The sequence below is a fragment of the Polynucleobacter sp. MWH-UH24A genome, from assembly GCF_018687475.1.
Lineage (GTDB): Bacteria > Pseudomonadota > Gammaproteobacteria > Burkholderiales > Burkholderiaceae > Polynucleobacter.
In genome coordinates, this window is the sequence record NZ_CP061292.1 from 589,474 (window position 1) to 614,682 (window position 25,209).

Annotated in this window: 26 protein-coding genes; 20 read left to right on the plus strand and 6 right to left on the minus strand. The window is 47.5% G+C overall.

The genetic code is table 11. The features are described from left to right. Nucleotides 1-151 precede the first annotated feature (151 nt). The 16 genes from rpsB to ICV32_RS03160 are packed head-to-tail and all read left to right on the plus strand — an operon-like array spanning nucleotide 152 to nucleotide 14,872. Complete coding sequence (gene rpsB, locus ICV32_RS03085; RefSeq protein WP_215371831.1) at nucleotides 152-901, plus strand: 30S ribosomal protein S2; 750 nt, start codon at nucleotides 152-154, stop codon at nucleotides 899-901. Next, on the plus strand, nucleotides 901-1,782 hold the full coding sequence (tsf, locus tag ICV32_RS03090) for a translation elongation factor Ts (protein ID WP_215371832.1): 882 nt from the start codon (nucleotides 901-903) through the stop codon (nucleotides 1,780-1,782). The genes rpsB and tsf overlap by 1 nt, the downstream gene beginning before the upstream one ends. Before the next feature lie 5 nt (nucleotides 1,783-1,787). Beyond that, nucleotides 1,788-2,498 (plus strand): UMP kinase, encoded by a 711-nt coding sequence (pyrH, locus tag ICV32_RS03095; protein ID WP_215371833.1) that lies wholly within the window; start codon nucleotides 1,788-1,790, stop codon nucleotides 2,496-2,498. Nucleotides 2,499-2,510: 12 nt separating this feature from the next. Next, nucleotides 2,511-3,071 (plus strand): ribosome recycling factor, encoded by a 561-nt coding sequence (frr, locus tag ICV32_RS03100; RefSeq protein ID WP_215371835.1) that lies wholly within the window; start codon nucleotides 2,511-2,513, stop codon nucleotides 3,069-3,071. Nucleotides 3,072-3,089: 18 nt separating this feature from the next. Further along, nucleotides 3,090-3,878, plus strand: coding sequence for an isoprenyl transferase (locus ICV32_RS03105; RefSeq protein WP_215371836.1), 789 nt, complete (start codon nucleotides 3,090-3,092; stop codon nucleotides 3,876-3,878). A gap of 5 nt (nucleotides 3,879-3,883) precedes the next feature. Further along, nucleotides 3,884-4,717 carry a phosphatidate cytidylyltransferase gene (locus tag ICV32_RS03110; RefSeq protein ID WP_215371837.1) on the plus strand — a complete coding sequence of 278 codons (834 nt, stop codon included), beginning with the start codon at nucleotides 3,884-3,886 and terminating at the stop codon, nucleotides 4,715-4,717. 14 nt (nucleotides 4,718-4,731) lie between these two features. Next, entirely contained in the window at nucleotides 4,732-5,940 is a 1,209-nt protein-coding gene (gene ispC, locus ICV32_RS03115) for a 1-deoxy-D-xylulose-5-phosphate reductoisomerase (RefSeq protein ID WP_215371839.1), read from the plus strand. A 2-nt stretch (nucleotides 5,941-5,942) separates the two neighbouring features. Next, the gene (locus tag ICV32_RS03120; RefSeq protein WP_215371840.1) at nucleotides 5,943-7,067 is read left to right on the plus strand and encodes an RIP metalloprotease; all 1,125 of its coding nucleotides are present in this window, start codon (nucleotides 5,943-5,945) and stop codon (nucleotides 7,065-7,067) included. Next, a complete protein-coding gene (gene bamA / locus ICV32_RS03125) occupies nucleotides 7,064-9,409 on the plus strand; it encodes an outer membrane protein assembly factor BamA (RefSeq protein ID WP_371817068.1) in 2,346 nt (781 codons plus the stop codon). The genes ICV32_RS03120 and bamA overlap by 4 nt, the downstream gene beginning before the upstream one ends. 11 nt (nucleotides 9,410-9,420) lie before the next feature. Continuing rightward, entirely contained in the window at nucleotides 9,421-9,954 is a 534-nt protein-coding gene (locus ICV32_RS03130; RefSeq protein WP_251371914.1) for an OmpH family outer membrane protein, read from the plus strand. 5 nt (nucleotides 9,955-9,959) lie between these two features. Beyond that, nucleotides 9,960-11,033 carry a UDP-3-O-(3-hydroxymyristoyl)glucosamine N-acyltransferase gene (gene lpxD, locus ICV32_RS03135; RefSeq protein WP_215371842.1) on the plus strand — a complete coding sequence of 358 codons (1,074 nt, stop codon included), beginning with the start codon at nucleotides 9,960-9,962 and terminating at the stop codon, nucleotides 11,031-11,033. A 20-nt stretch (nucleotides 11,034-11,053) separates the two neighbouring features. Continuing rightward, nucleotides 11,054-11,500 carry a 3-hydroxyacyl-ACP dehydratase FabZ gene (gene fabZ / locus ICV32_RS03140; protein WP_215371843.1) on the plus strand — a complete coding sequence of 149 codons (447 nt, stop codon included), beginning with the start codon at nucleotides 11,054-11,056 and terminating at the stop codon, nucleotides 11,498-11,500. Beyond that, a complete protein-coding gene (gene lpxA, locus ICV32_RS03145) occupies nucleotides 11,500-12,294 on the plus strand; it encodes an acyl-ACP--UDP-N-acetylglucosamine O-acyltransferase (protein WP_215371845.1) in 795 nt (264 codons plus the stop codon). Before fabZ ends, lpxA begins: the two co-directional genes overlap by 1 nt. A gap of 6 nt (nucleotides 12,295-12,300) precedes the next feature. Beyond that, a complete protein-coding gene (gene lpxB / locus ICV32_RS03150; RefSeq protein WP_215371846.1) occupies nucleotides 12,301-13,464 on the plus strand; it encodes a lipid-A-disaccharide synthase in 1,164 nt (387 codons plus the stop codon). Nucleotides 13,465-13,467: 3 nt separating this feature from the next. Next, nucleotides 13,468-14,052 (plus strand): ribonuclease HII, encoded by a 585-nt coding sequence (rnhB, locus tag ICV32_RS03155; protein WP_215371848.1) that lies wholly within the window; start codon nucleotides 13,468-13,470, stop codon nucleotides 14,050-14,052. Next, the gene (locus ICV32_RS03160; RefSeq protein WP_215371849.1) at nucleotides 14,045-14,872 is read left to right on the plus strand and encodes an RNA methyltransferase; all 828 of its coding nucleotides are present in this window, start codon (nucleotides 14,045-14,047) and stop codon (nucleotides 14,870-14,872) included. The genes rnhB and ICV32_RS03160 overlap by 8 nt, the downstream gene beginning before the upstream one ends. A 6-nt stretch (nucleotides 14,873-14,878) precedes the next feature. Here ICV32_RS03160 and ICV32_RS03165 read toward each other — a convergent pair whose 3' ends face one another. Next, nucleotides 14,879-15,715, minus strand: coding sequence for a pyruvate, water dikinase regulatory protein (locus ICV32_RS03165; protein WP_215371850.1), 837 nt, complete (start codon nucleotides 15,713-15,715; stop codon nucleotides 14,879-14,881). A 131-nt stretch (nucleotides 15,716-15,846) separates the two neighbouring features. Between ICV32_RS03165 and ppsA the strand changes: the two genes are divergently transcribed. Continuing rightward, nucleotides 15,847-18,234, plus strand: coding sequence for a phosphoenolpyruvate synthase (ppsA, locus tag ICV32_RS03170; protein WP_215371852.1), 2,388 nt, complete (start codon nucleotides 15,847-15,849; stop codon nucleotides 18,232-18,234). Between the two features lie 40 nt (nucleotides 18,235-18,274). Here ppsA and ICV32_RS03175 read toward each other — a convergent pair whose 3' ends face one another. From ICV32_RS03175 to smpB, 5 genes are all read right to left on the minus strand, one after another. Beyond that, nucleotides 18,275-19,117, minus strand: coding sequence for a peptidase (locus ICV32_RS03175; RefSeq protein ID WP_215371853.1), 843 nt, complete (start codon nucleotides 19,115-19,117; stop codon nucleotides 18,275-18,277). A 2-nt stretch (nucleotides 19,118-19,119) separates the two neighbouring features. Continuing rightward, a complete protein-coding gene (locus ICV32_RS03180; RefSeq protein WP_215371855.1) occupies nucleotides 19,120-19,923 on the minus strand; it encodes a transglutaminase family protein in 804 nt (267 codons plus the stop codon). Between the two features lie 10 nt (nucleotides 19,924-19,933). Further along, entirely contained in the window at nucleotides 19,934-20,911 is a 978-nt protein-coding gene (locus tag ICV32_RS03185) for an alpha-E domain-containing protein (RefSeq protein ID WP_215371857.1), read from the minus strand. Between the two features lie 3 nt (nucleotides 20,912-20,914). Further along, the gene (locus tag ICV32_RS03190; RefSeq protein ID WP_215371859.1) at nucleotides 20,915-22,327 is read right to left on the minus strand and encodes a circularly permuted type 2 ATP-grasp protein; all 1,413 of its coding nucleotides are present in this window, start codon (nucleotides 22,325-22,327) and stop codon (nucleotides 20,915-20,917) included. A gap of 90 nt (nucleotides 22,328-22,417) precedes the next feature. Further along, nucleotides 22,418-22,867 carry an SsrA-binding protein SmpB gene (gene smpB / locus ICV32_RS03195; protein WP_215371861.1) on the minus strand — a complete coding sequence of 150 codons (450 nt, stop codon included), beginning with the start codon at nucleotides 22,865-22,867 and terminating at the stop codon, nucleotides 22,418-22,420. 34 nt (nucleotides 22,868-22,901) lie between these two features. On the opposite strand from smpB, the gene ICV32_RS03200 reads away from it, so the two are divergent. From ICV32_RS03200 to guaB, 3 genes are read left to right on the plus strand one after another with little or no spacing between them, the layout of a single operon-like run. Further along, nucleotides 22,902-23,336 carry a type II toxin-antitoxin system RatA family toxin gene (locus ICV32_RS03200; protein WP_215371862.1) on the plus strand — a complete coding sequence of 145 codons (435 nt, stop codon included), beginning with the start codon at nucleotides 22,902-22,904 and terminating at the stop codon, nucleotides 23,334-23,336. Further along, on the plus strand, nucleotides 23,326-23,688 hold the full coding sequence (locus ICV32_RS03205) for an RnfH family protein (RefSeq protein ID WP_215371864.1): 363 nt from the start codon (nucleotides 23,326-23,328) through the stop codon (nucleotides 23,686-23,688). Before ICV32_RS03200 ends, ICV32_RS03205 begins: the two co-directional genes overlap by 11 nt. Before the next feature lie 54 nt (nucleotides 23,689-23,742). Next, nucleotides 23,743-25,209: an IMP dehydrogenase gene (guaB, locus tag ICV32_RS03210; RefSeq protein WP_215371866.1), complete on the plus strand. Its 1,467-nt coding sequence runs from the start codon at nucleotides 23,743-23,745 to the stop codon at nucleotides 25,207-25,209.

Consider the following 25,209-nt stretch of genomic DNA (forward strand, 5'->3'; position numbering starts at 1 on the left):
GTAATTGATTGATCACTAGTGGATTGATATTTAAGGTATAATTTTGCAATCGGTCTCATGGTGAGACCGAAATCCCAGATCAAGCCATCCAGGGTGGCGCTTTTAAGCGCAGTCAGGACTTGATCTTAGAACCAACCCTTAGGAGATTGTAATGTCAGTGACAATGCGTGAAATGCTGGAAGCTGGGTGCCATTTTGGTCACCAAACTCGCTTCTGGTCCCCCAAGATGGCCCCTTATATTTTTGGCCATCGCAACAAAATTCATATTATTAATTTAGAGAAGACCTTGCCCATGTTTCAGGATGCCCTGAAATTTGTGCGTCAGGTGGCTGCTAATCGTGGCACGATTCTCTTTGTTGGTACCAAGCGCCAGTCGCGAGAAATTATTGCCCAAGAGGCGACCCGCGCTGGTATGCCATACGTTGATAGCCGTTGGCTTGGAGGTACGCTTACCAATTTCAAAACGGTTAAAGGCTCCATCAAACGTTTAAAAGACATGGCTGCCGCAAAAGAGGCTGGTGATTGGGAGAAGCTCTCGAAAAAAGATGCCCTCACCAATGAGCGCGAGTTTGATAAGTTACAGAAATCACTTGGCGGAATTCAGGACCTCAATGGTGTACCCGACGCCATTTTTGTTGTAGACGTTGGTTATCACAAAATCGCTATTACTGAAGCAAATAAGTTAGGTATCCCAGTAATTGCTGTGGTGGATACTAACCATTCTCCAGAGGGTGTTGATTACATTGTTCCTGGTAATGATGACTCGAGTAAAGCGGTCATTCTTTACGTTCGTGGAATCGCAGATGCCATCCTAGAAGGTAAGGCAAATGCTGTGCAGCAAGTCTTGGACTCGGTGAAAGAGGGCGATGAAGAGTTTGTTGAAGAAGGGAAGGAAGACTGATGCCCGCGATTACTGCAGCAATGGTTGGCGAACTCCGCGCCAAAACCGATGCTCCCATGATGGAGTGCAAAAAAGCATTAACGGAGGCCGATGGTGATTTAGCCAAAGCCGAAGAAATTCTGCGCGTGAAACTGGGAAGCAAAGCCAGTAAAGCCGCCTCACGAATTGCCGCAGAGGGTGTCATTGTTTCCTATATTCAGGGAACAACCGGTGCTTTATTAGAAGTGAACTGCGAGACTGATTTCGTATCGAAAAATGATGACTTCTTAGCGTTTAGTAATGGCTGTGCCAAACTGGTTGCCGAGAAGAATCCTGCAGATGTCGCCACATTAGCTACCCTTGAGCTCAATGGTAAGCCTGTCGAGGCCGTGCGCACCGAGTTGATCGGAAAGATCGGTGAGAACATGAACCCCCGCCGCTTTAAGCGTTTTACTGGTGGTGGCCAATTGGTTTCTTATCTCCACGGTAACCGAATTGGTGTAATGGTCGAGTACGAGGGCGATGCAACGGCGGCCAAAGATGTCGCTATGCATATTGCGGCAATGAAGCCCGTTTCTCTATCAACTGCGGATGTTCCAGCAGAAAATATTGCTACCGAGCGCAAGATTGCTGAGCAAAAGGCATTGGAGTCGGGCAAGCCGGCCGATATCGCTGCCAAAATGGTTGAGGGTTCAGTGCAAAAGTATTTAAAGGAAGTCTCTTTGTTAAACCAAGCCTTTGTAAAGAACGATAAGCAAACCGTTGAGCAAATGCTAAAAGCAGCTAATACGACGATTAAATCCTTCACTCTGTATGTGGTAGGTGAGGGAATTGAAAAGCGTCAAGACGATTTTGCTGCGGAAGTCGCTGCCCAAGTTGCTGCTGCAAAGGCAACTGCGTAAGGTATATGCCGGGATATCAACGCGTTCTACTGAAGTTGTCGGGCGAGGCCCTGATGGGTGAGGATGCCTATGGAATCAATCCGAAGACGATTGATTCCATGGTCACCGAAATCGCTGAGGTGGTTCAACTTGGTGTTGAAATCGCCATCGTGATTGGTGGCGGCAATATCTTTCGTGGGGTAGCTGGCGGTGCGGCTGGAATGGATCGGGCCACTGCGGATTACATGGGGATGTTGGCCACCATGATGAACTCATTAGCCTTGCAAGATGCGCTCAGACAAAAAGGTGTTGAGGCTCGCGTGCAGTCTGCTTTACGGATGGATCAAGTGGTCGAGCCTTATATTCGGCCAAGAGCCATTCGAGCCATGAAAGAAGGCAAGGTCGTGATCTTTGCTGCTGGAACGGGTAATCCATTTTTTACTACCGATACAGCCGCCGCATTACGCGCTGCAGAAATGGGTGTTGAGGTGATGCTCAAAGCAACCAAGGTTGACGGTATTTACAGCAGCGACCCCAATAAAGATTCAAACGCAACCTTGTATCCCACAATTACCTTTGATGAGTGCCTCATCAAAAATCTTCAGGTGATGGATGCAACTGCATTTGCTTTATGCCGTGATCGAAAATTACCTATTCGTGTGTTTTCGATCTTAAAACCAGGTGCATTATTAAGTGTTGTTCGGGGTGAACCAGAAGGTACCCTAGTTCACGTTTAAAAGGAGAGTGGCATGTCGGCTGGACAAATAAAGACCAATGCAGATCAAAAAATGCAAAAGTCCATTGAGGCGTTTAAGGCTAATCTCGCAAAAATTAGAACTGGTCGAGCCAACCCCGGTATTTTGGAGCATCTGATGGTGGATTATTACGGTAATCCAACACCAATATCGCAAGTAGCTAATTTGGGACTCGCCGATGCGCGTACCATTAATGTGACCCCTTGGGAAAAAAATATGGTGGCAGTGGTTGAGAAGGCGATTCGTGAATCAGACCTTGGTCTAAATCCCGCAACCCAAGGCACTGTTATTCGGGTACCAATGCCTCCCTTGACCGAAGAGCGTCGTAAAGAACTCACGAAGGTCGTAAAGGCGGAGGGTGAAGAGACCAAAGTAGCGATTCGTAATCTGCGACGCGATGCCAATGAGCATTTAAAGCGCCTTACCAAAGATAAGGAAATCTCCGAGGATGATGAACGTCGTGCCCATGATGAGATCCAGAAACTGACTGATAAGTTTGTGGCAGACGTGGATAAATTAGTGGTTGAAAAGGAAAAGGAAATCATGACGGTTTAACCGTCTTGATTTGGTCAAATGACCCAAGCCACTACCAGCTCCACGCTCGCCGTTCCTGCCGTTGGTAGTGTTCCTAAGCATGTGGCCATCATCATGGATGGTAATGGTCGATGGGCAACCAAGCGATTTATGCCGCGTGTGGCTGGTCATTCAGAGGGACTCGAGGCCGTTCGCAAAGTTGTTGAGGAGTGCGTTAAGCAAAACGTTGAGTACTTAACGTTGTTTGCCTTTAGTTCGGAGAACTGGCGAAGACCCCCAGAAGAAGTGGGCTTTTTAATGAAGCTCTTTCTTAAATCCCTCCGCAAAGAAGTTACGCGCCTTGCTGAAAATAATATTCGCCTCAAGATGATCGGCGACCTTAGTCGCTTCGGAAGTGCAATCACCGATATGGTTGAGTTCTCCGAAGAAAAAACAAAGGATTGCAATCGTTTAACGCTTACGATCGCAGCCAATTACGGCGGTCGTTGGGATATTTTGCAGGCTATGCAAAAAGCATTTGCTCAAAATCCCCATCTTGATCCAGGGAGTATTTCAGAGGAGTGGTTAACCCCTCATCTTTCCATGGCGTATGCGCCAGAGCCCGATCTATTTATTCGCACAGGCGGAGAACAGCGGGTTAGTAATTTTCTTTTGTGGCAACTGGCCTACACCGAGCTGTATTTCACCGATATTCTTTGGCCAGATTTTGATGCGGCGGAGCTACAAAAAGCCTTTCTTTGGTATGCCCAACGGGAGCGTCGCTTTGGTCGAACCAGTGCGCAATTGGTGAACGAATCCAACCCGATGCCCCTCTCCGATGCCGTCTAATTGGCATGCTTAAAACTCGGATCGCAACGGCTATCGTTATGCTGGGTATTTTGTTGCCAGTATTATTTTTGCTGCCCCCGATCTATCTCTCTGGTTTATTTTTTTTGGTTCTCGTGGCAGCCGCTTGGGAGTGGAGTCGCTTAATCGCTCCCAATGCATCGTATGCAGCTTATTTTTATGCTCTGGTGTGCGCCATGATTGTTCTTTTCCTAGGGCTCTTTGCAATTCCTTCAGTAGAAATTGCTTTACTGAGCATTGCTCTAGCCTTTTGGCTAATTGGTATGCCAATGATCCTATCCCAAGGAATTCATCTTTCATTGTTGCGGTGGCGATTTATTTTTAGTGTCCTCGGATTCATTATTTTGCCGACCGCTTGGTTATCTTTGGATGTGCTCCGTGAGATTGGCTTGTGGTGGTTATTGAGTGCTTTGATATTGGTTTGGCTTGCTGATATTGGCGCCTATTTTGTTGGTAAGTCCTTTGGTCGACGAAAGCTTGCGAGCCAAATTAGTCCGGGTAAGTCTGTGGAGGGTGCTGTTGGCGGCTTAGTACTCTGTTTGATGTATGCGACCGCCTGTGCATGGTATTTACCTACTGGCGATTCCCTATTTGGGGCTTCACAGAGTAAATGGGGTTGGGGTTGGATGCTCCTGATGACGGTGATTTTGGTGGCTTACAGCATTATGGGAGATCTGTTTGAGTCTCAGCTCAAACGGATTGCAAAAGTGAAGGACAGCAGCCATTTATTACCGGGTCATGGTGGGTTTTTGGATCGCGTTGATGCTTTATTGCCCGTCATGCCAATTGCTGCATTATTCTCGATAATGGTGAGAAGCTAAAACCACCTCGTACTATGCACGATCTCATCACGCGAAAGCTTTGCATTTTAGGATCTACCGGATCAATCGGCGTGAATACGCTTGACGTGATACGTGCTCATCCAGATCAATTTAAGGTGACTGCACTCACTGCTGGTCGACAAATTCAACGTTTAGCCGAGCAATGTTTGGAGTTCAGGCCCAAGATCGCAGTCGTTCACTCTGCAACTGACGCAAAAACGCTACAGGAACTCCTAGAAGGCAAGGGCCTATCGATCGCAGTGCATCATGGCGAGGCAGGTCTCATGAGTGCCGTAACGGAAAGCGAGTGCGATACCGTCATGGCTGCCATTGTTGGTGCCGCGGGTCTTTTGCCTACCTTACGAGCAGCTGAGCTTGGCAAACGAGTATTGCTTGCGAATAAAGAATCTCTGGTGATGTCTGGTGATATTTTTATGAATGCCGCGATCCAGGGTGGCGCAGAGTTGCTGCCAATCGATAGTGAACACAATGCAATTTTTCAGTGCTTACCACCACACTTCACAAGTCCCAAAAATACCTCGCGTATGAAAGAGCATTTGGGGGTTGAGGAAATTTGGTTAACGGCTTCCGGAGGCCCTTTCCGAAACACCCCAATCGATCAACTAGCGAACATCACACCGGATCAGGCATGTGCTCATCCGAACTGGGTGATGGGTCGCAAAATTTCAGTTGATTCTGCAACGATGATGAACAAGGGTCTTGAGGTGATTGAGGCACATTGGTTATTTGGCCTCCCCCTTGAGCAAATTAAGGTGCTTATTCATCCGGAAAGCGTAGTGCATTCCATGGTGCGTTATCGAGATGGCTCGGTCATGGCCCAACTCGGGCAACCGGATATGCGCACACCGATTGCATTTGGTTTAGCTTGGCCCAATCGAATCGATGCTGGCGTTGCGCCTCTTGATTTGACTCAGTTATCAGGCTTGCACTTTACTGAACCAGATCTGCAGCGTTTTCCATGCTTAGGACTTGCATTTGCTGCTGCAAAGCAGGGGGGGACGAGCCCAACGGTTCTAAATGCTGCCAATGAGATCGCAGTTGCTGCCTTTCTAGAGAACCGCTTACCGTATTTAAAAATAGCGCAGGCTGTTGAGTTTGCGCTTAATCAACTCCCCGGTCAAAAGGCAGGCTCTTTAGATGAAGTTTTAGCGGTTGATCGAGAGGCTCGCCTTAGAACCAGTGATTGGATTGCACGCCAATAAGCATGGAAGCGATTTCAACACTTCTTTATTTCTTAATCACCATCGGTATCTTGGTGAGTTTTCATGAGTTCGGACATTACACTGCCGCTCGCATGTGCGGGGTCAAAGTATTGCGGTTTGCAGTTGGCTTTGGAAAACCACTCCTGACCCTAAAATCAAAATCTGGAACGGAGTGGGTAATTGCTGCGATTCCTTTAGGTGGTTATGTAAAGCTTTTGGATGGGCGTGATTCCGAGCAGCAGATTTCACCAGAGGAGCAAGCGCTCGCCTTTGATACCCAACCTTTATGGCAGCGCTCATTCATTGTTGCTGCTGGTCCGCTTGCCAACTTCTTATTAGCGGTCATCTTGTTGGCATTCATATACATCAATGGTGTCCCACAACTTCCCGCTCAGATTCAAGCGCCGGCCGAACAAACCCTAGCAGCCAACTTAGATATGGAAAAAGGCGACGAGATTTTGGCGTGGAAGTCTACAGGCGATGACGAATTTATACCGATTGTGAGTTGGAACGATTTGCGTTGGCGTTTGTTGGATGCAATTACTGCAGAGCGCGGCTTTTCTATAGAGCTTGAGGCAGAGTCTGGAAAGCGTCACGTCGTGGAATTTAAGGGAGATGCATTACCCCGTCTTTCACCAAATACCGACCCCTTTGCTCGTTTGGGTATTTTGCCAATTCCAGGCAAAGATGCAGATGGTCAGTCTACGTGGTTTGAGCTTCAGCTCGGTCCAATTGATTCACTTATTTATGCGGGTGAACGGGTTTGGTTGATTACCAAAGTCTCGACGCGAATGATGATTGGTCTAGTTACCGGGGAGACCTCCCTAAAGCAGCTCAGTGGTCCAATAAGTATTGCCGATATGGCGGGTAAATCAGCACAGTTTGGCTGGCAATCCTTCGTCTCTTTTCTGGCACTTCTCAGCATCAGTATTGGTTTATTAAACCTTATCCCTTTGCCAATGTTGGATGGCGGCCAGCTCATGTATGATGCATGGGAACTAGTCACTGGAAGGCGCTTATCCATTGAGTTGCAAGCGGTCTTTCAGCGGCTTGGCTTTATATTAATTATTGCACTCACATTATTTGCTGTATTTAACGATCTACAACGCTTATTTCCGTCTTCATGATCCGTTTTTCGTCATTTCTCAATCGCCTGATGCGCTATTTGGCCGGTAGCTTTAGCGCTATCTTTTTAGCCATGGCTGCATTGACTCAACCAGCAGTTGCTGCGGACTCATTTGTTGTTAAAGATATTCGGATTGAAGGTTTACAGCGGGTTGAGCCTGGCACCGTATTTAGTTATCTCCCCGTTCAAGTGGGTGAGCGTTTTACCCCCGAAAAGGCTGCCGATTCGATTAAAGCCTTATATGCGACTGGATTCTTTCGGGATGTGCAGATTCAGGCGCAGGGCGACGTCCTAATTGTGATTGTGGATGAGCGCCCCACGATCTCCCGGATTGAGTTCACGGGTATGAAGGAATTTGATCCTGAAGTGGTTCGCAAATCATTACGAAGCGTCGGGGTAGCGGATGCCCGTTTTTATGACAAGGCCTTGATTGATAAAGCGGAGCAGGAGCTCAAGCGTCAATATGTGAGTAAGGGATTGTTTGCGGCCGAGGTGGTTACAACGGTTACGCCAGGAGCGCGAAATCAAGTAGCGATCTTCTTCAATATTGATGAAGGGCCGGTAGCTAAGATTAAGGAAATTAATTTCATTGGTAACAAGGTATTTAGTGAAAGCACCTTGCGCAGTCAGATGCAGCTGCAAACCGGTGGTTGGCTGTCGTGGTACTCCAAAGATAATTTGTACTCGAAGCAAAAGCTAACTGCTGATCTTGAGACTATTCGTTCGTATTACCTAAATCGGGGCTATCTTGAGTTTGTGATCGAATCGACCCAAGTGTCCATTACCCCGGATAAACGCGATATCTATCTGACAATCAGTATTCGTGAAGGTAATAAATTTACCGTCAAGAACATTAGTCTGGCCGGGGAGTTATTAGGTAAGGAAAAGGAGTTTCAATCTCTATTGACCATCAAAGCTGGCGATACCTTCTCATCGGCAAAGTTGGCAGAAAGTACCAAAGCAATTGCTGAGAAACTTGGTTCGTATGGCTATGCTTTTGCAGTCATCAATCCACAGCCCGATATCCGACGCGATTTAAATGAAGTAGATATAACGTTGGTGATCGATGCGGGGCGTCGAGTCTATGTACGCAAAGTCGAAATTACGGGTAATTCAAAGACGAGGGATCTGGTGATTCGGCGTGAAATGCGTCAGTTTGAGAGCGCCTGGTTTGATAGTGAAAAGATCCGGATCTCTAAAGAGCGGATTGGTCGAACAGGCTATGTGAAGGATAGTGAAATTACCACCGCCGATGTTCCTGGCTCGCCCGATCAGGTCGATGTGAACGTCAAGGTTGAGGAAAAACCAACCGGTGCGATTTCGATTGGTGCCGGATTTTCTTCTACTGAAAAATTAATCCTGACCGCCGGTATTAATCAAGAAAATGCGTTTGGAACCGGAACCAGTATTGGTCTTAATTTCTCGCTCGGCAAGATTAATCAATCCTTAGCACTTTCACAGTACGACCCTTACTTTACTGAAGATGGTATTAGTCGATACACTGACTTTTTCTATCGTTCTAATAAGCCACTGTATTACGTCGGCGATCCCGATTATCAAATTAAATCTTTCGGAACAAACTTAAAGTTTGGAGTGCCCTATACCGAGGTGGATCGGGTGTTTTTTGGTACAGCGTTAGAGTTTTTCGATATTTACGTGACTCAAAATACTCCGCAACCCTATCAGACCTATGTGCAGGATTGGGGTCAGACCATCCCAAGTCGGCTACAAACTTATAACATTCCAATCACGGTTGGCTGGGCACGCGATGGTCGCGATAGTGCTCTGATTCCATCCAAAGGATCGCTCCAACGTTTATCGGGAGAAGTTGGAACACCTCTTGGCAATCTGCTGTTCTATCAATTAAATGCCCAATATCAGCAATACCATTCATTCTCCAAAGGCAATATCCTGTCCTTTAATGGAGAGATTGGCTATGGCGAGGGTTATGGCAACAAGCCATACCCCATTACCAAGAACTATTTCGTAGGCGGTATTGGTTCGGTGAGGGGGTATGCGCCGGGTTCGCTTGGACCAAAGTATTTCAATACCACCACGGGTACCTTCTTGCCAACTGGTGGCCAGTCTAAGATTGTCACCAATGTTGAATATACCTTCCCGGTTCCAGGTTCCGGGGTAGATAAGACCTTGCGCCTCTTTACCTTTGCGGACGGCGGTAATGCCTTCCAGGACATCAACTTGGTTCTGCGCTACTCCTACGGAGTGGGTTTATCATGGATATCCCCATTGGGCCCGTTAAAATTCAGCTACGGTATTCCAATCAATGCACAGCCGACGGATAATATCCAAAGACTGCAGTTTCAGGTGGGTACAGCGTTTTAATCGTAAGGAAAATGATGATGATTCAGGGATTAATGACCAAAGTGTCTAAATTAGTTATTACTGCATTCTTGACGGGTGTTTGTGCTGTGGCCTTTGCGCAAGATGCCCCGCCTCGCATTGCTTTTGTAAATGCCGAAAAGATTTTTGTTGAGTCCAATATGGCAAAAGCAGCCCAATCGCGTTTGCAAAATGAGTTTGCAAAGCGTCAGAATGAAATTCGGGATGGCGCTCAAAAAATTAAGGCAGCTGCTGAGAAATTAGATAAAGACGCCGCCGTAATGCCTGAAGCGGAGAGAATTCGAAAGCAGAGGGAGCTGGCTGATTTCGATCGAGAGTTACAGCGTAAGAATCGTGAGTTAAACGATGATGCTAATCAACGTAATGCTGAAGAGCGAGCAAAAATTGCAGAAAAGGCAAATATTGCAATTCGACAAGTGGCTGAACAGCGTAAGATCGATGTGATTTTTCAAGAGCCCCCAGCCTACCTCAATCCGAGACTTGATGTGACCGATGAGGTGATAAGGGTCTTAAATAATCTCAAGTAATTCAGATGCCAACCGCCATCGAGCTAGCCGAACAATTTCAAGTTAGCTTGGTGGGGGATGGTTCCCGATTGCTGCGCTCACTCGCTCCGTTAGAGCGAGCTCAATCTGACGAGATCTCCTTTCTATCCAATCCCCTCTATCGCCAACAGGCACTGGCAAGTGGTGCGGGTGCATTAATCGTTAGTGATGCGGACTTCCAGTTTTTGAAAGCCCATTCCAAGTCTGCTGAGACGACCTATTTTGTTTCTAAAAATCCTTACGCCAGCTTTGCCAAGATGGCTCAGTGGTTTGCAAAGCAAGGCGCATCAAGTTACCCCCCCGGAATTAGTCCCATGGCGGTCGTCGATAAAACTGCCAAAATTCCTGCCTCATGCCATATTGGGCCCTTTGTGCAAATTGGGCCTGGCGTTTCTTTGGGTGAGCGCACGGTTCTTTTAGGTCAAATCAGTATTGGTGAGGGCGCTAGCTTAGGGGATGATTGCCTCATTTATCCCAATGTCACCATTTATCACGATTGCGTCATTGGCGATCGTTGCATTGTTCATAGTGGTGCTGTAATCGGAGCGGATGGTTTTGGCTTTGCCCCTGATTTTTCATCGCAAGGGGGTCAATGGCTCAAAATCCCTCAAACCGGTGGGGTGCGCATTGGTCAAGACGTTGAAGTGGGAGCTTGCACAACAATTGATCGGGGAGCGATGGCCAATACCATGATTGGTGATGGTTGCAAGATTGATAACCAAGTACAAATTGCGCACAATGTGGTGATTGGTATTCATACCGTGATTGCTGGTTGTGCCGCTATCGCGGGTAGCACGACCATTGGTAATTACTGCGTAATTGGAGGCAATGCAAATTTTGCGGGCCATCTTCAGATCGCAGACCGAACAACCGTATCAGGCGGTACCCCAGTGATTCGATCCATTACTGAGCCGGGTACGCATATTACCGGCGTTTTTCCTTCAATGCCCCATTCCGCTTGGGAACGAAATGCTGCGATTCTGCGCGGACTGGATAAAATACGGGAGCGGATTCGGGATCTCGAAAGTAAATCTTCAGATTCGGTCACCAAACCCGATTAGTAACTTTTTATGGACACGCTATGAGTCAAGCAGTGATTGATATTCACAGGATTTTGAAATTACTACCTCATCGGTATCCTTTTTTATTGGTGGATCGGGTCATTGAGTTGGACCCCGGAAAAACGATCAAAGCATTGAAAAATGTCACGATGAATGAACCGTTCTTTCAAGGCCATTTCCCAGACTTTCCCGTGATGCCAGGCGTTCTCATTATTGAAGCTTTAGCTCAAACGGCAGCACTCTTAACATTTTCCGAAGAGCATGATCCCGAAGATGTGTATTACTTTGCAGGAATCGATGGCGCTCGCTTTAAACGGATCGTGCTTCCCGGTGATCAATTGATCATGCACGCGACATTTGAGCGCGGTAAGGCTGGTATTTATAAGTTTCAGGTCAAAGCGACTGTCCAAGATGAATTGGCAGCCGAAGCAGCAATTACCTGCGCAGTTCGAAAGAAGAGTGCGTAATGGCCACGATTCACGCAAGTGCCATTGTTGATCCCAAGGCGCAATTAGCCGATAACGTTGTTATTGGTCCGTATGCCGTGATTGGGCCACATGTCTCCTTGGGTTCAGGTTGTTCGATTGGATCGCATAGTGTCATTGAGGGGCACACGACTCTTGGGCAAGATAATCGAATTGGTCACTTTGCTGCGATTGGTGGCGAACCGCAGGACATGAAATACCGCGGTGAGCCTACCCAACTCATTATTGGTGACCGAAATACGATTCGGGAGTTCACGACGATTCATACGGGTACCGCGCAAGATCAGGGAATTACTCGGATTGGTAATGACAACTGGATCATGGCCTATGTGCATATTGCGCACGATTGCCAGATTGGTAATCACACCATCTTCTCAAGTAATGCCCAAATTGCTGGGCATGTGGAGGTGGGAGATTGGGCAATTCTCGGAGGCATGTCCGGTGTTCATCAGTTTGTTCGGATTGGTGCCCATGCGATGTTAGGCGGGGCCTCGGCTCTTGTGCAAGATATTCCACCATTTGTCATGGCGGCTGGGGATAAGGCGGGACCGCATGGTATCAATGTTGAGGGCTTAAAGCGACGCGGTTATTTGCCCGAGGCCATTATGGAACTGCGCAACGCCTACAAGGTTTTGTATAAAGATGGACTGAGTTTTGAAGATGCAAAAGTCGCTATCGATGCCATGGTAAAGAAACAAACCGATGCCAAAACTCAAGAGGCCTTGGTGCAATTTCATCAATTTCTAGCCGCCTCTAGTCGCGGCATTATCCGGTAATTCATTTTGCCGAGCCTGGCTTGTGTTGCAGGAGAGCCATCTGGGGATTTAATCGCAGCCCCCGCTCTTGCTGCCCTAAAGCAAATACCATCCACCCGCGATCTCCAGGTATTCGGAATTGGTGGGCCGGCCATGCAAGCAGAAGGTTTTATCTCGCGCTGGCCGATGGAGACCTTAAGTGTGCGGGGCTATGTCGAAGCATTAGCGCAATTACCTGCCATTTTGCGATTACGCTCTGAGTTATTGCATTACCTCTTAAAGGTCGAGCGGCCCGATGTCTTTTTGGGGGTTGATGCGCCTGATTTTAATTTGGGGGTTGAGACTCGATTAAAGCAGGAAGGTATTGCAACCATTCATTTGGTATCGCCATCGATTTGGGCTTGGCGAGGTGGTCGTATTCACAAAATAGTACGCGCGGTCGATCGGGTTCTGTGTTTATTTCCGTTCGAACCCGAGATTTATGAGAAAGCTGGCATTGCAGCAAGCTATGTTGGTCACCCTTTAGCTAGCGAGATCCCAGAGATTGTGGATCAGGCTGGAGCAAAGAAAAGTTTGGAGATTGATGGCGTGGTGATTGCGGTGTTACCCGGCAGTCGTCAGTCAGAGATTGAGTTAATCGGCCCACTATTTTTTGAGACCATGGCCATTCTGGCAAACCAATTCAAGGGGCAAAACCTTCATTTTGTTCTTCCTGTTGCGGCACCCCATTTACGACCTGCAATTGAGGGTTTACGACAGCAATTAGTTGCCAGTCATCCCGGTATTCAATTGATCTTATTGGACGGAGATGCCAATTTGGCTTTGGCTGCCGCTGACGTAGTGTTAATTGCTAGCGGCACCGCTACCTTGCAAGCAGCTCTTTGGAAAAAACCTATGGTTATATCGTATAAGGTGCCTTGGTTAACCGCACAGATTATGAAACGTCAGGGATATCTACCCTACGTGGGTTTGCCTAATATTCTCTGTGGTGAGTTCGTGGTACCGGAGCTTTTGCAAGATGCTGCTAAGCCCGAAGACCTGGCTCGCGAAGTAATGCATTGGTTAAATCATCCGGAGGCAGTTCAGGCTCTTCAAAAACGGTTTGAAGAGCTACATCGGATTCTGAAGCGACCGACTGGGCTTCTGGTAGCGCAAGCAATTGAACAAACCATCCACGAGCGAGTTCGGTAGGCCATGAGCACTATCTGGATTTGCGGTGTTGATGAAGCGGGGCGCGGCCCTTTGGTTGGCGCAGTTGTTGCTGGAGCAGTTGTACTGGATCCTCAGCAACCGATTGTTGGGCTAAAGGACTCAAAAAAATTAAGTCCTGCAAAGCGGGAAACCCTTTATACGGAGATTATGTCAAAGGCAAAGGCCTGGGGCATTGGCGAAGCATCTCCTCAGGAGATCGATCAGTTCAATATCTTGCAAGCGACCATGTTGGCAATGCAACGCGCAATACAGTCTCTAGTTGATCAGATGGGCGAGTGGCCAGGTGAAGCCCTGATCGATGGTAATCGTTGCCCTTCATTACCCATCCCAGCGCGCGCAATTGTTCAAGGGGATGCAAAAGAACCAGCCATCTCAGCAGCATCCATCCTTGCCAAGGTACATCGTGATCGACAAATGCAAATTTTGCATCTGCAATTTCCTCAGTATGGCTTTAATCAGCATATGGGTTATCCCACCGAGGCTCACATTGCAGCTCTGAAGCACTATGGCCCATGCCTAGAGCATCGGCGCTCATTTGCGCCAGTGCGGGAGCTTATTAATGCATAACCCCAAGGGTGTTATTTCATCAAAAGAAAATACCTTGCTCAAGCGAATTCGTCAGCTTCAGCAGGTAGGTAGTAAGGGTCAGAAGGCTCGCCAGGAGCATCAACTTGCCGTCATGGATGGAATCCATTTATTACAAGTATGGCAAGGTGACCCTCGTTTGGAGAGCATCGTAATCACTCAAGGGGCGCTTGCTAATGCTGAAATTGCGCACATCATTCACACGCATTGCGAACAATGCCCAGAAGCTGAAATCCAGTTGGTTGATGAGGTCTTATGGCCTTCAATTAGTGAGCTGGAGTACGCACCTCAAATCATGGGTTTAGTTCGTCTAGAGCCTCTAAAAAATACGTCCAAGAACTTACTGGGCGACACCATTGTTTTAGATGCTGTTCAGGATGCTGGTAATGTCGGAACAATTTTGCGCACGGCTTTAGCATGTCATTTCTATCAAATTGTGTGTACGGTTGGAACTGCTCATATTTGGTCGCCTAAAGTAACTCGGGCAGCGATGGGCGCACATCGCTATTTGACTTTTTATGAGGCGCAAAGTGTCGATGAGGTGACCAGTAATATTGAGGCGCCTTTGTTGGCAACTGCCATGACCGCTGAGCGCTCGCTCTATTCTATGCAAGCACTTCTACAAAAGCCAGTTGCTTGGGTATTTGGTAATGAGGGGCAAGGGGTCTCTCCTGAGCTTTCACAACAAGCCACTTCGATTCGGGTTCCTCAAAATCCAAAGCTGGAGTCTTTAAATGTAGCGAGTACTGCAGCAGTATGTTTGTATGAGACCTTGCGCGTGCGAGGGCAATTTAATACTTAACCATACCTAGCCGAGTATGGTTTTATCAGAGCGAATTGCCTGTAGGATTGTTGTTGCAATTTCTTCAATCGATTTACTGGTGGTCGAGACCCATGGAATGGACTCGCGCCGCATCATGGCAGTGGCTTCATTAATCTCGTATCGACAGTTTTCTAATTTGGCATAGTTACTTCCCGGTCGGCGTTCGTTTCGGATTTCTGATAAACGTTCGGGGTCGATCGTTAAGCCGAAAATCTTTTGTTTATGAGAGAGCAAATCCTTGGGTAGCCGTCCCCGTTCAAAGTCTTCGGGGATCAATGGGTAATTTGCTGCTTTCAATCCATATTGCATGGCTAAGTAAAGACTTGTAGGTGTTTTACCAACTCGAGACACTCCCACCAGAATCACATTGGCATCCACCAGATTTTGATTGGACTGGCCATCATCGTGGGCTAAAGAATAGTTAATTGCTTCAATCCGATTTTTATACGCATCCGTATCGGCGTTGTGATGTAAGCGATTAATTGCGTGGGTTGAGCGCATTCCCAGAGTTTCTTCAAGGGGTGCCACAAAGGTTTGAAACATATCAAGGACTAATGCCTTGGCTTTTCCAACAATCTGATTAACCTCTGGATTTACCAGGGTGGTAAAGACAATTGCTTGACCATACTTGGGATCAGTGCCATTAATTTGAGATACCGCGTCATGTGCTTTATCCACAGTATCGACAAATGGAATACGAATCTGTCGAAAGCTGGCTTCAAACTGAGCCAAGATCGATTGACTAAAGTTTTCAGCGGTAATACCCGTCCCATCAGAGACGATATAAACAATGCGGGGCGCGGTATTGGCCAGAAGAGTCATGGTGTTAGATGAGATAAAGATTGATTAAAAAATAGGCAAATTAAGGTCAGGTAATACAATATTGTTCATTCAAGTATGCCCGATTTTAGGAGCAACGCTTTAGCCAGTTTTTTAACTTTACGAGAGTCTTTATGTCTATGCAAAATAAGCAAAACGTCTATGTTTTGCCTTTTGAGGAGCTGCGTGTTGGCGATGTCGAGTCGGTAGGTGGTAAAAATTCCTCATTGGGTGAAATGATTTCACAGTTGGCATCTGCAGGGGTCCGTGTTCCAACCGGTTTTGCCACAACCTCGGTTGCATTTCGGGATTTCTTAAAACACAATCAACTCGATCAAAAGATTTCAGAGCGGCTTGCTAAGCTCAATGTGGATGATGTCCGCGCTTTAGCTGAGGCAGGTGCTGAGATTCGCTCATGGATCGAGGGCGCTGCCTTCCAACCTCAGCTAGAGGCTGACATACGCGCAGCGTTTCAAAAACTCGATACATCGGGTAAGGGATCTTTTGCGGTGCGATCCTCGGCAACGGCTGAGGATCTACCCGACGCCTCATTTGCAGGTCAGCAAGAAACTTTCTTGAATGTCTCTGGCATCGATGAGGTGTTAAAAAAAATCCGTGAGGTATTTGCATCACTATATAACGATCGCGCGATTTCCTATCGCGTTCACAAAGGGTTTGCTCACGCGGATGTCGCACTTTCTGCTGGAGTACAACGCATGGTACGCTCAGATCTTGGGGCAGCAGGCGTGATGTTCACGCTCGATACCGAGTCTGGATTTTCTGGCGTGGTTTTTATTACTTCTAGCTATGGTTTAGGTGAGACGGTGGTGCAGGGCGCAGTCAATCCCGATGAGTTTTATGTTTTTAAAGAGACCTTAGCCAAGGGCAAAAAGGCCATTATTCGGAAATCATTGGGGTCAAAGTTAATTCAGATGCAGTTTGCTCCCCAAGGTTCCGCAGAGCGTGTGCAGACCGTTGAAGTGAACCCAGAAGAACGCAATCGTTTCTCAATTAGCGATGATGATGTCACTGAGCTTGCAAAGTATGCAGTCATTATTGAGAAGCACTATGGGCGACCCATGGATATTGAATGGGGTAAAGATGGTGAGGATGGCAAGATCTATATTCTTCAGGCACGACCTGAGACCGTCAAAAGCCAAGCAGCTGATCAAGTAGAGCTGCGCTATCGTTTGAAGGGAAATTCAAAAGTCATTACCACAGGTAGAGCCATTGGCCAAAAGATTGGTGGTGGTCCAGTACGGGTAATTCGGGATGCCAGCGAAATGGATCGGGTTCAGCCCGGTGATGTTTTGGTGGCCGATATGACCGACCCAAATTGGGAGCCCGTCATGAAGCGTGCTTCGGCAATCGTCACTAATCGAGGTGGCAGAACTTGCCATGCGGCCATCATTGCGCGTGAACTTGGTGTTCCTGCAGTTGTGGGTTGCAGTAATGCAACCGATGTCTTACAAGATGGGGCGGTAGTTACCGTTTCATGCGCTGAGGGTGATGAAGGACGTATTTATGATGGCCTGATTGAAACCGAGGTTACTGAGGTGAAGCGCGGTGTTTTGCCTGAGATACCTGTCAAGATCACCATGAATATCGGTAACCCTCAGTTGGCCTTTGATTTCTGCCAACTGCCAAACGCGGGTGTTGGTCTGGCCCGATTGGAATTCATTATTAATAATTATATTGGCGTGCATCCACGCGCAGTATTGGAATATCCCAATATTGATGCCGATCTAAAGCGAGCGGTGGAGAGTGTGGCGCGCGGGTATTCAAGTCCTCGGGCATTTTATGAGGATAAATTGGTCGAAGGGGTCGCAACGATTGCTGCCGCCTTTTATCCCAAGCCAGTCATTGTCCGATTATCGGACTTTAAGTCCAATGAGTACAAAAAGTTGATTGGCGGATCGCGCTACGAGCCAGATGAAGAAAACCCCATGCTCGGCTTTCGGGGGGCATCGCGTTATGTCTCAGAAGATTTTGGCGAGGCATTTGCCCTTGAATGCGCTGCGATGAAGCGAGTACGCGAGGAAATGGGCTTAGATAATGTGGAGATCATGGTGCCGTTTGTGCGAACCATTGCACAGGCAAAGCGCGTAATAGACATGATGGCTAAGTTTGGTCTACAACGCGGGGTTAACGGTTTGAAATTGATCATGATGTGCGAGATTCCATCGAATGCCATTTTGGCCGATCAATTCCTAGAGTACTTTGATGGCTTCTCAATTGGCTCAAACGATATGACCCAGTTAACTCTAGGGCTTGATCGCGATTCTGGCATGGAGCTCTTGGCCATTGATTTCGATGAGCGTGATCCCGCAGTGGAGTTCATGATTGAGCGGTCGATTGATGCCTGCGTCAAGCAAGGGAAGTATGTTGGCATTTGCGGACAGGGACCCTCTGATCACCCAGACTTTGCCAGGTGGCTTGTGAAAAAAGGAATCACCTCAATTTCACTAAACCCAGATAGCGTCGTACAAACCTGGGAGTTTTTAGCTAAGAACAGTTCTTAAGCTCGAAATCAATCAGGCTGATAAGGCGGGCAAACCCGCCTTATTTATTTGTACCTTTTGGACGTTTTGCTCGACTTGAAGATTTACTTCTTGGTTTATGGACAGGAACAGTGCCGAGTTTTTTCGAGGGCGATTGAATGGAAATACTTCTCTTCGAGCCATTCCAGCTTGGCTCAGGAATACTGAGCGCTACTTCTTTAAGTTTCTCTCCCCAAATTCGGTGCATCATCTCAAAGTAGGGATTATCTTCATCAATCGTGATTAACTTATCTAAATTGAAAGAGTCTTTCTCATAGACCAAAAGATCGAGTGGTAAGCCAACTGAGATATTACTTTTGATGGTCGAGTCCATCGAGATCAGGACACATTTAGTTGCTAAATTAAGTGGGGTATTAAAACGAATCACTCGATCGAGAATGGGTTTGCCGTATTTAGACTCACCGATTTGAAAATAGGGGGTTTCCGGGGTGGTTTCAATGAAGTTACCGGCTGCATAAATATTGAATAAACGGGGTTTTTCACCTTCGATTTGACCGCCAAAAATTAAGTTGCAATTAAACTCAATCCCCGATTTTTGAAGATCCTCAAAATCGCGTTCCCGTACTTTTTTTACAGCTGAACCAACGACTGTTGCTGCTTCATGACAGCTTTTAGCATTCCACAAATTGATGCCATTAAATATTTCACCCTGGAGGAGTATTTCTTTAACTGCTTGGGTAATGGCTAAATTGCCTGAGCTCATAAGAACAAAGAAGCGCTCGCGGTCTTGATGAAAGATGGTCATCTTCCGAAAGGTGCCGATTTGATCAACTCCCGCATTGGTCCGAGTATCAGCCAAGAATACGAGGCCTTCATTGAGGCAAAGAGCAACGCAATAGGTCATGGTTAAAGCACTTTCACTTGTTGTATGGAAATGCGAGCCCGAAGCTCCTCTTGGCCACCACCGGAACGGATTCCTTTGATGGGTGCAGCTGAATAATAATCCCTTCCAACCGCTAAGCGAATATGCCGTTGATCAGTCAAGCATGCATGAGTCACATCAATGCTAACCCAGCGCCCCTGTTCTGCATCCAAGCAAACGTCAACCCAGGCATGACTCGCTAGGTTTGGAGACTCCTCTGCAAAAAAGTAACCGCTGACATAACGCGCAGGAATATTGGCAAACCGACAAAGGCTCAACATAATGTGGCTGTGATCTTGGCATACGCCTGCCTGCATGGTAAATGCTTGAGCTGCAGTCGTTGCAAAGGTGGTGACGCCTGCTTGATACCGAATACTGGAGCGGATTGCATCGGCTAAAGCTAATACAGAATCAATGTCAGGTTTTTTGGGAAGCTCTGACTCAAAGTGTGATTGCATGGGCTGTGATATTTGTGTCAGCGCAGTAGGCTGTAAGAGGTAGTATGGCGATACCGCACGCGGATCATCTTGGTATTCATGGCAAGCAAGGGTATGAATTTCTCCTTTCGCAGTAATGCTCATCGATTTATAGGGAGTGTCGAGCACTAAAGTTTGGCAGGTATTCCCAAAAGTATCTTGGTTGGATTTTGCTTTCACGGGCGACTGAATTTGCCACTTCACAATCGTTTGTCCCTTGCTATCGAGTGGGCTAAGCCGTAACTCCTGAATCGAATAGCGAACTGGATTGTCATATTGGTATTCGGTATGGTGCTCTATCTGTAAGTGCATAGGATTCAACTTAGGCAACGGCAAGAGGAATGAGGAACGCATTACTGAGCTCGTCGCCAATATGGTTAATGCGTTTTAGAAACTGCTTAGTAAATTCTTCAAGCCCAATATGAAAGACTTCATTAATATCCGAGTAATCAAGGTCTGCTTGGAGTTTGCCAATAAGACGTTCTATCTCTTTAGAATTCTGATTCCGAATTTCTCCCATCAATACAATCAAATCCCCTACGCAATAGCGCAATGAGCGCGGCATTTGCTGATTAAAAATCAGGAGCTCTGCAGCCTTTTGTGGAGTAATTTGATCTGAATAAATCTGCCGATAAATCTCAAAAGCGGATACGGAACGCAGCAGTGCAGCCCAGTGATAGAAATCAAAGAATGCTGAATCCGCTTCCTCTTGGATGTCTTGAATGGGTTTTAGTTGGCGCAAGCTTGCAGGGTCTTGGTACTTGGTTTCTAGGATGCGAGCAGTATTATCGGCGCGCTCTAGTAGGGTGCCGATTCGCATGAAGTAATATGCCTCATTTTTCAGCATGGTGCCATGCATGACACCACGTGAGAGATGGCAGCGATATTTAACCCAATCTAAAAGACTACTAGGGTCTGCATAATCCTGTTTGGCGAGTAATTGGGTTAATTCAAGCCAGGTCGTGTTTTGAGTTTCCCACAGTTCAGAGGTAATTCGTCCGCGTATTGCCCGCGCATTCTCTCGAGCAGCGCGCAAGCAAGACACAATGCTCGATGGATTATTTGCATCAGCAATCATGAACCGCAAAATCGACTCCTGGTTCATTTGGGAGTGACTTGCCAGGAATGCAGGCTCAAGTTTAGAGATGGTGAGTAACTTACGCCAACTTTGGTCTCGGTATTCAGAGGGCTGGGGTAGTAAAGAGGTTTGATAGTTCACATCGAGCATGCGCGCGGTATTCTCAGCCCGCTCGGTATAGCGAGCCATCCAATAGAGGCAATCAGCAGTCCGACTTAGCATCGATTAATCCTCCAGTACCCACGTATCTTTAGTGCCACCGCCTTGTGAGGAGTTCACAACCAAAGAACCCTCCTTGAGGGCAACACGGGTTAGTCCCCCGGGAACCATTTTGATGGTTTTGCCAGACAGCACAAATGGTCGAAGATCAATATGCCTTGGTGCAATTCCCGATTCTACGAAGGTTGGGCAGGTGGATAGGGATAGAGTGGGTTGGGCAATATATTGATCAGGGTGTTTAATTAAGTTATCCCGAAAGCGCTCAATTTCCTCTTTGGTCGATGCTGGACCTACCAACATGCCATAGCCACCGGCGCCATGAGTTTCTTTGACTACGAGTTCATGAAGATGAGCCAATGTATAAGCCAGATCATCCGCTTTACGGCATTGATAGGTAGGCACATTATTCAGTATGGGTTTTTCGCCTAAGTAGAACTCAATCATTTCAGGCACATAGGGGTAAATTGATTTATCGTCGGCAATTCCAGTGCCAATTGCGTTTGCTAAGGTGACATTGCCTGCACGGTAGGCATTAAGTAAGCCAGCTACTCCTAAGGCAGAATCTGACCGAAATGCTAAAGGGTCTAAGAAGTCGTCATCTATGCGTCGATAGATCACATCGACTCGCTGGGGACCTTGGGTGGTCCGCATAAACACTTCTTCATCTTTGACAAAAAGGTCTTTACCTTCAACTAGCTCCACACCCATTTGTTGAGCAAGGTAAGTGTGTTCAAAGTAGGCGGAGTTAAACATGCCCGGGGTGAGCACCACCACGTTCGGTTTTTTTACTCCCTCTGGCTTTACTGACTTTAGGCATTCCAAAAGAAGGTCAGGGTAGTGCTCAACGGGAGCAACCCGATAGCGTTGGAATAAATCGGGGAAGAGTCGCATCATCATCTTACGATCTTCGACCATATACGATACGCCCGATGGTACGCGTAGATTGTCTTCTAAGACATAGAATTCGCCAGCGCCGGCACGGACAATATCAATTCCTGCGATTTGGGCATAAATATTCCGCGGAACATCCACGAAGCGCATTTCAGGTCGATATTGGGCATTATTAAAAATCTGCTCCCCCGGAATAATTCCCGCTTTAACAATTGCTTCATCGTGATAGACATCATGGATAAAGTGATTGAGTGCGGTCACACGTTGCCGCAGTCCTGCCTCAAGCGTCGACCACTCTTGGGCCGTGAATATCCGCGGCACTTGATCAAATGGAATGGTGCGCTCAGCCCCCAAGTCGTCACCATAGACCGCAAAGGTAATCCCAACCCGCCGAAAGATCAATTCAGCCTCAGCTCTTTTGAGTGCCATGAGCGCATCACTTTGCTCAGCAAGCCATTGCTGAAAAATGGCATAGTGAGGTCGCGCCACGCCATGCTCATCAAACATTTCGTCGTACGGGGTTTTCATACCCCTTACGGTATTACGCCGCAATACTGGATCGAGCCAAAATTGTAGAGCCTTGGTGCAAATATGCACCTAAATAGTGCAAATAATGATTTAAGAGAGTTGCCCGCGTACGATTCTGGCCTTCTCGCGCTCCCAATCACGCTCTTTACTGGCCTCGCGCTTATCGTGTTGTTTCTTACCTCGGGCAAGCCCTATTTCACATTTGACTCGACCTTTTGAGAAGTGCAAATTGAGGGGGACCAAGGTGTAGCCACGTTGCTCAACCTTGCCGATTAATTTCCGAATCTCGCTCTCATTTAAGAGAAGTTTCCGTGTTCGGGTTGGGTCAGCATAGATATGAGTCGATGTCGATGAAAGTGGGCTGATATGAGAACCAATTAGAAAAATTTCAGCATTGCGAACGACCACATACGCTTCTTTAATTTGTGCGCGCCCAGCACGAATTGCCTTGACCTCCCACCCTTCGAGGACAAGACCCGCTTCATAGCGTTCTTCAATAAAATAATCAAAGAATGCTTTTTTGTTATCAACGATACTCATGGTTTAGAGTTTTTATAGGTTCCACAGTTTCATTATGGCAGACGTCAATAAGACGGTTTTGATTGGTCAATCCGCTGACCGCATGTATAGCCTAGTTACAGACGTTAGGCGCTATCCAGAGTTTTTACCCTGGTGCGGTGGTGTGGATATTTACGAGCAAACCGAGACGGTGCTTGATGCCAAAATCAAGATCCACTTCAAAGGCATTGAGCAGTTCTTTCATACTCGGAACACAAACCATCGTCCCGATTCGATTGATATGCAGTTTGTCGATGGTCCATTTAAAAAGTTCACTGGGCAGTGGCGCTTCATTCCCTTACGTGAAGATGCATGCAAGATTGAGTTTAATTTGCACTGGGAGTTTAAAAGCGTGATCCTAGATAAGATCATCGGTCCGGTGTTTTCTTATATCGCCAGTACCTTTGTGGACTGTTTTGTAAAGCGAGCGGAGCAACTGTATGGCCACTAAAGCTAAATCCATGGAAATACTTTTATGCGATGCGCGCCAGGATCCGCCATTACTGGAAATTCATCACCTTCCATTCCATGATGTCCAAAAGCCCACGGTGGGTTGGGCGCTTCAAATCTTGGGTATCGCTAACAATCAAGACGATCCAGCGATTAGCCGTAAGGGGTGTTATGGAGTATTTGGTAAGCGAAAGGATTGGGACAGCCCACTCTATGCCGGGGACCGTTTAGAGCTCTATGCACCATTACTGATTGACCCTAAATCGGCTAGGCGAAAGAAGGCCAATCGGGACAAAGACAGCCTTCTAAAAGCGAAAGCGCTGCGCCGCCAGGCAGCAAAACCCAGGCCCTGAAGGAGCCTTCGACGCAGAACCTTTATAATCGGATTTTGCGACTAGGGGTTTTGCATGCGACTCATACAAAAAGCACTGACCTTTGATGACGTGCTCCTTGTGCCGGCTTATTCGGCCGTCCTTCCTCGTGACACCAGCTTGGTCACCCAATTAACTCGCGAGATTACGATCAACATTCCCTTGGTATCTGCTGCGATGGATACAGTGACCGAAGGCAGACTCGCGATTGCCATGGCAAGTGAGGGTGGTATCGGAATCATTCATAAAAATCTAAAGCCGGCTGAGCAAGCCAAAGAGGTGGCCAAGGTAAAGCGCTTTGAGTCGGGAGTCTTACGCGACCCAATCACGATTTCTCCTGAGATGACCGTGCGTCAAGTGATTGCTTTATCGAGGGAGCATGGATTTTCAGGATTCCCAGTACTTCAGGGGAAAACGGTAGTTGGCATTATCACCAATCGCGACCTTCGTTTTGAAGAAGATTTAGATGCGACCGTAAAAGCAAAGATGACTCCGCGTGAGCGACTCATCACTGTGAAGGAGGGCGCGAGTCTTGAGGATGCTAAACGACTCATGAGTAAGCACCGCTTGGAGCGCGTATTGGTTGTCAATGACGCTTTCGAGTTACGTGGTTTGGTTACCGTGAAAGATATTTTGAAAGCTACCGAGCATCCGAACGCCGCTAAAGATAGCGAAGGAAAATTACGCGTTGGCGCTGCTGTCGGCGTTGGTTCCGATAATGACGAGCGCGTTGAGCTGCTGGTCAAGGCTGGCGTTGATGTCATTGTGGTCGATACTGCGCATGGCCATAGCCAAGGCGTTCTCGATCGGGTGAAGTGGGTCAAGCAGAACTATCCTCAAGTACAAGTCATCGGCGGCAATATTGCGACTGGCGATGCTGCGAAAGCACTTGCTGACCATGGGGCAGACGGTGTGAAAGTGGGCATTGGTCCCGGCTCTATTTGCACTACCCGAATTGTGGCAGGTGTCGGCGTCCCACAAATTACAGCAGTGGTAAATGTTGCCAATGCCCTAAAGGGAACTGGTATTCCATTGATTGCAGATGGCGGAGTACGCTACTCCGGAGATGTTGCGAAAGCCCTGGCCGCCGGTGCCAATAGCGTGATGATGGGAGGTATGTTTGCTGGAACGGAAGAGGCGCCTGGCGAGGTCTTTTTATACCAAGGGCGATCCTACAAGAGTTATCGCGGCATGGGCTCCTTAGGCGCCATGGCCGATGGTGCCGCCGATCGCTACTTCCAAGAAGATATCAGTGCTGCCAATGCCGAGAAATTGGTCCCCGAGGGAATCGAGGGGCAAGTGCCATATAAGGGAAGCGTCCTAAGTATCTTGCATCAACTGAGTGGCGGCATTCGTTCGTCGATGGGCTATTGTGGCTGCACAACCATTACCCAGTTGCATGAGAAGGCCGGTTTTGTGGAGATTACTTCTGCGGGTGTGCGAGAGTCGCATGTCCATGATGTGAAGATCACGAAGGAAGCCCCTAACTATCACGTTGATTAA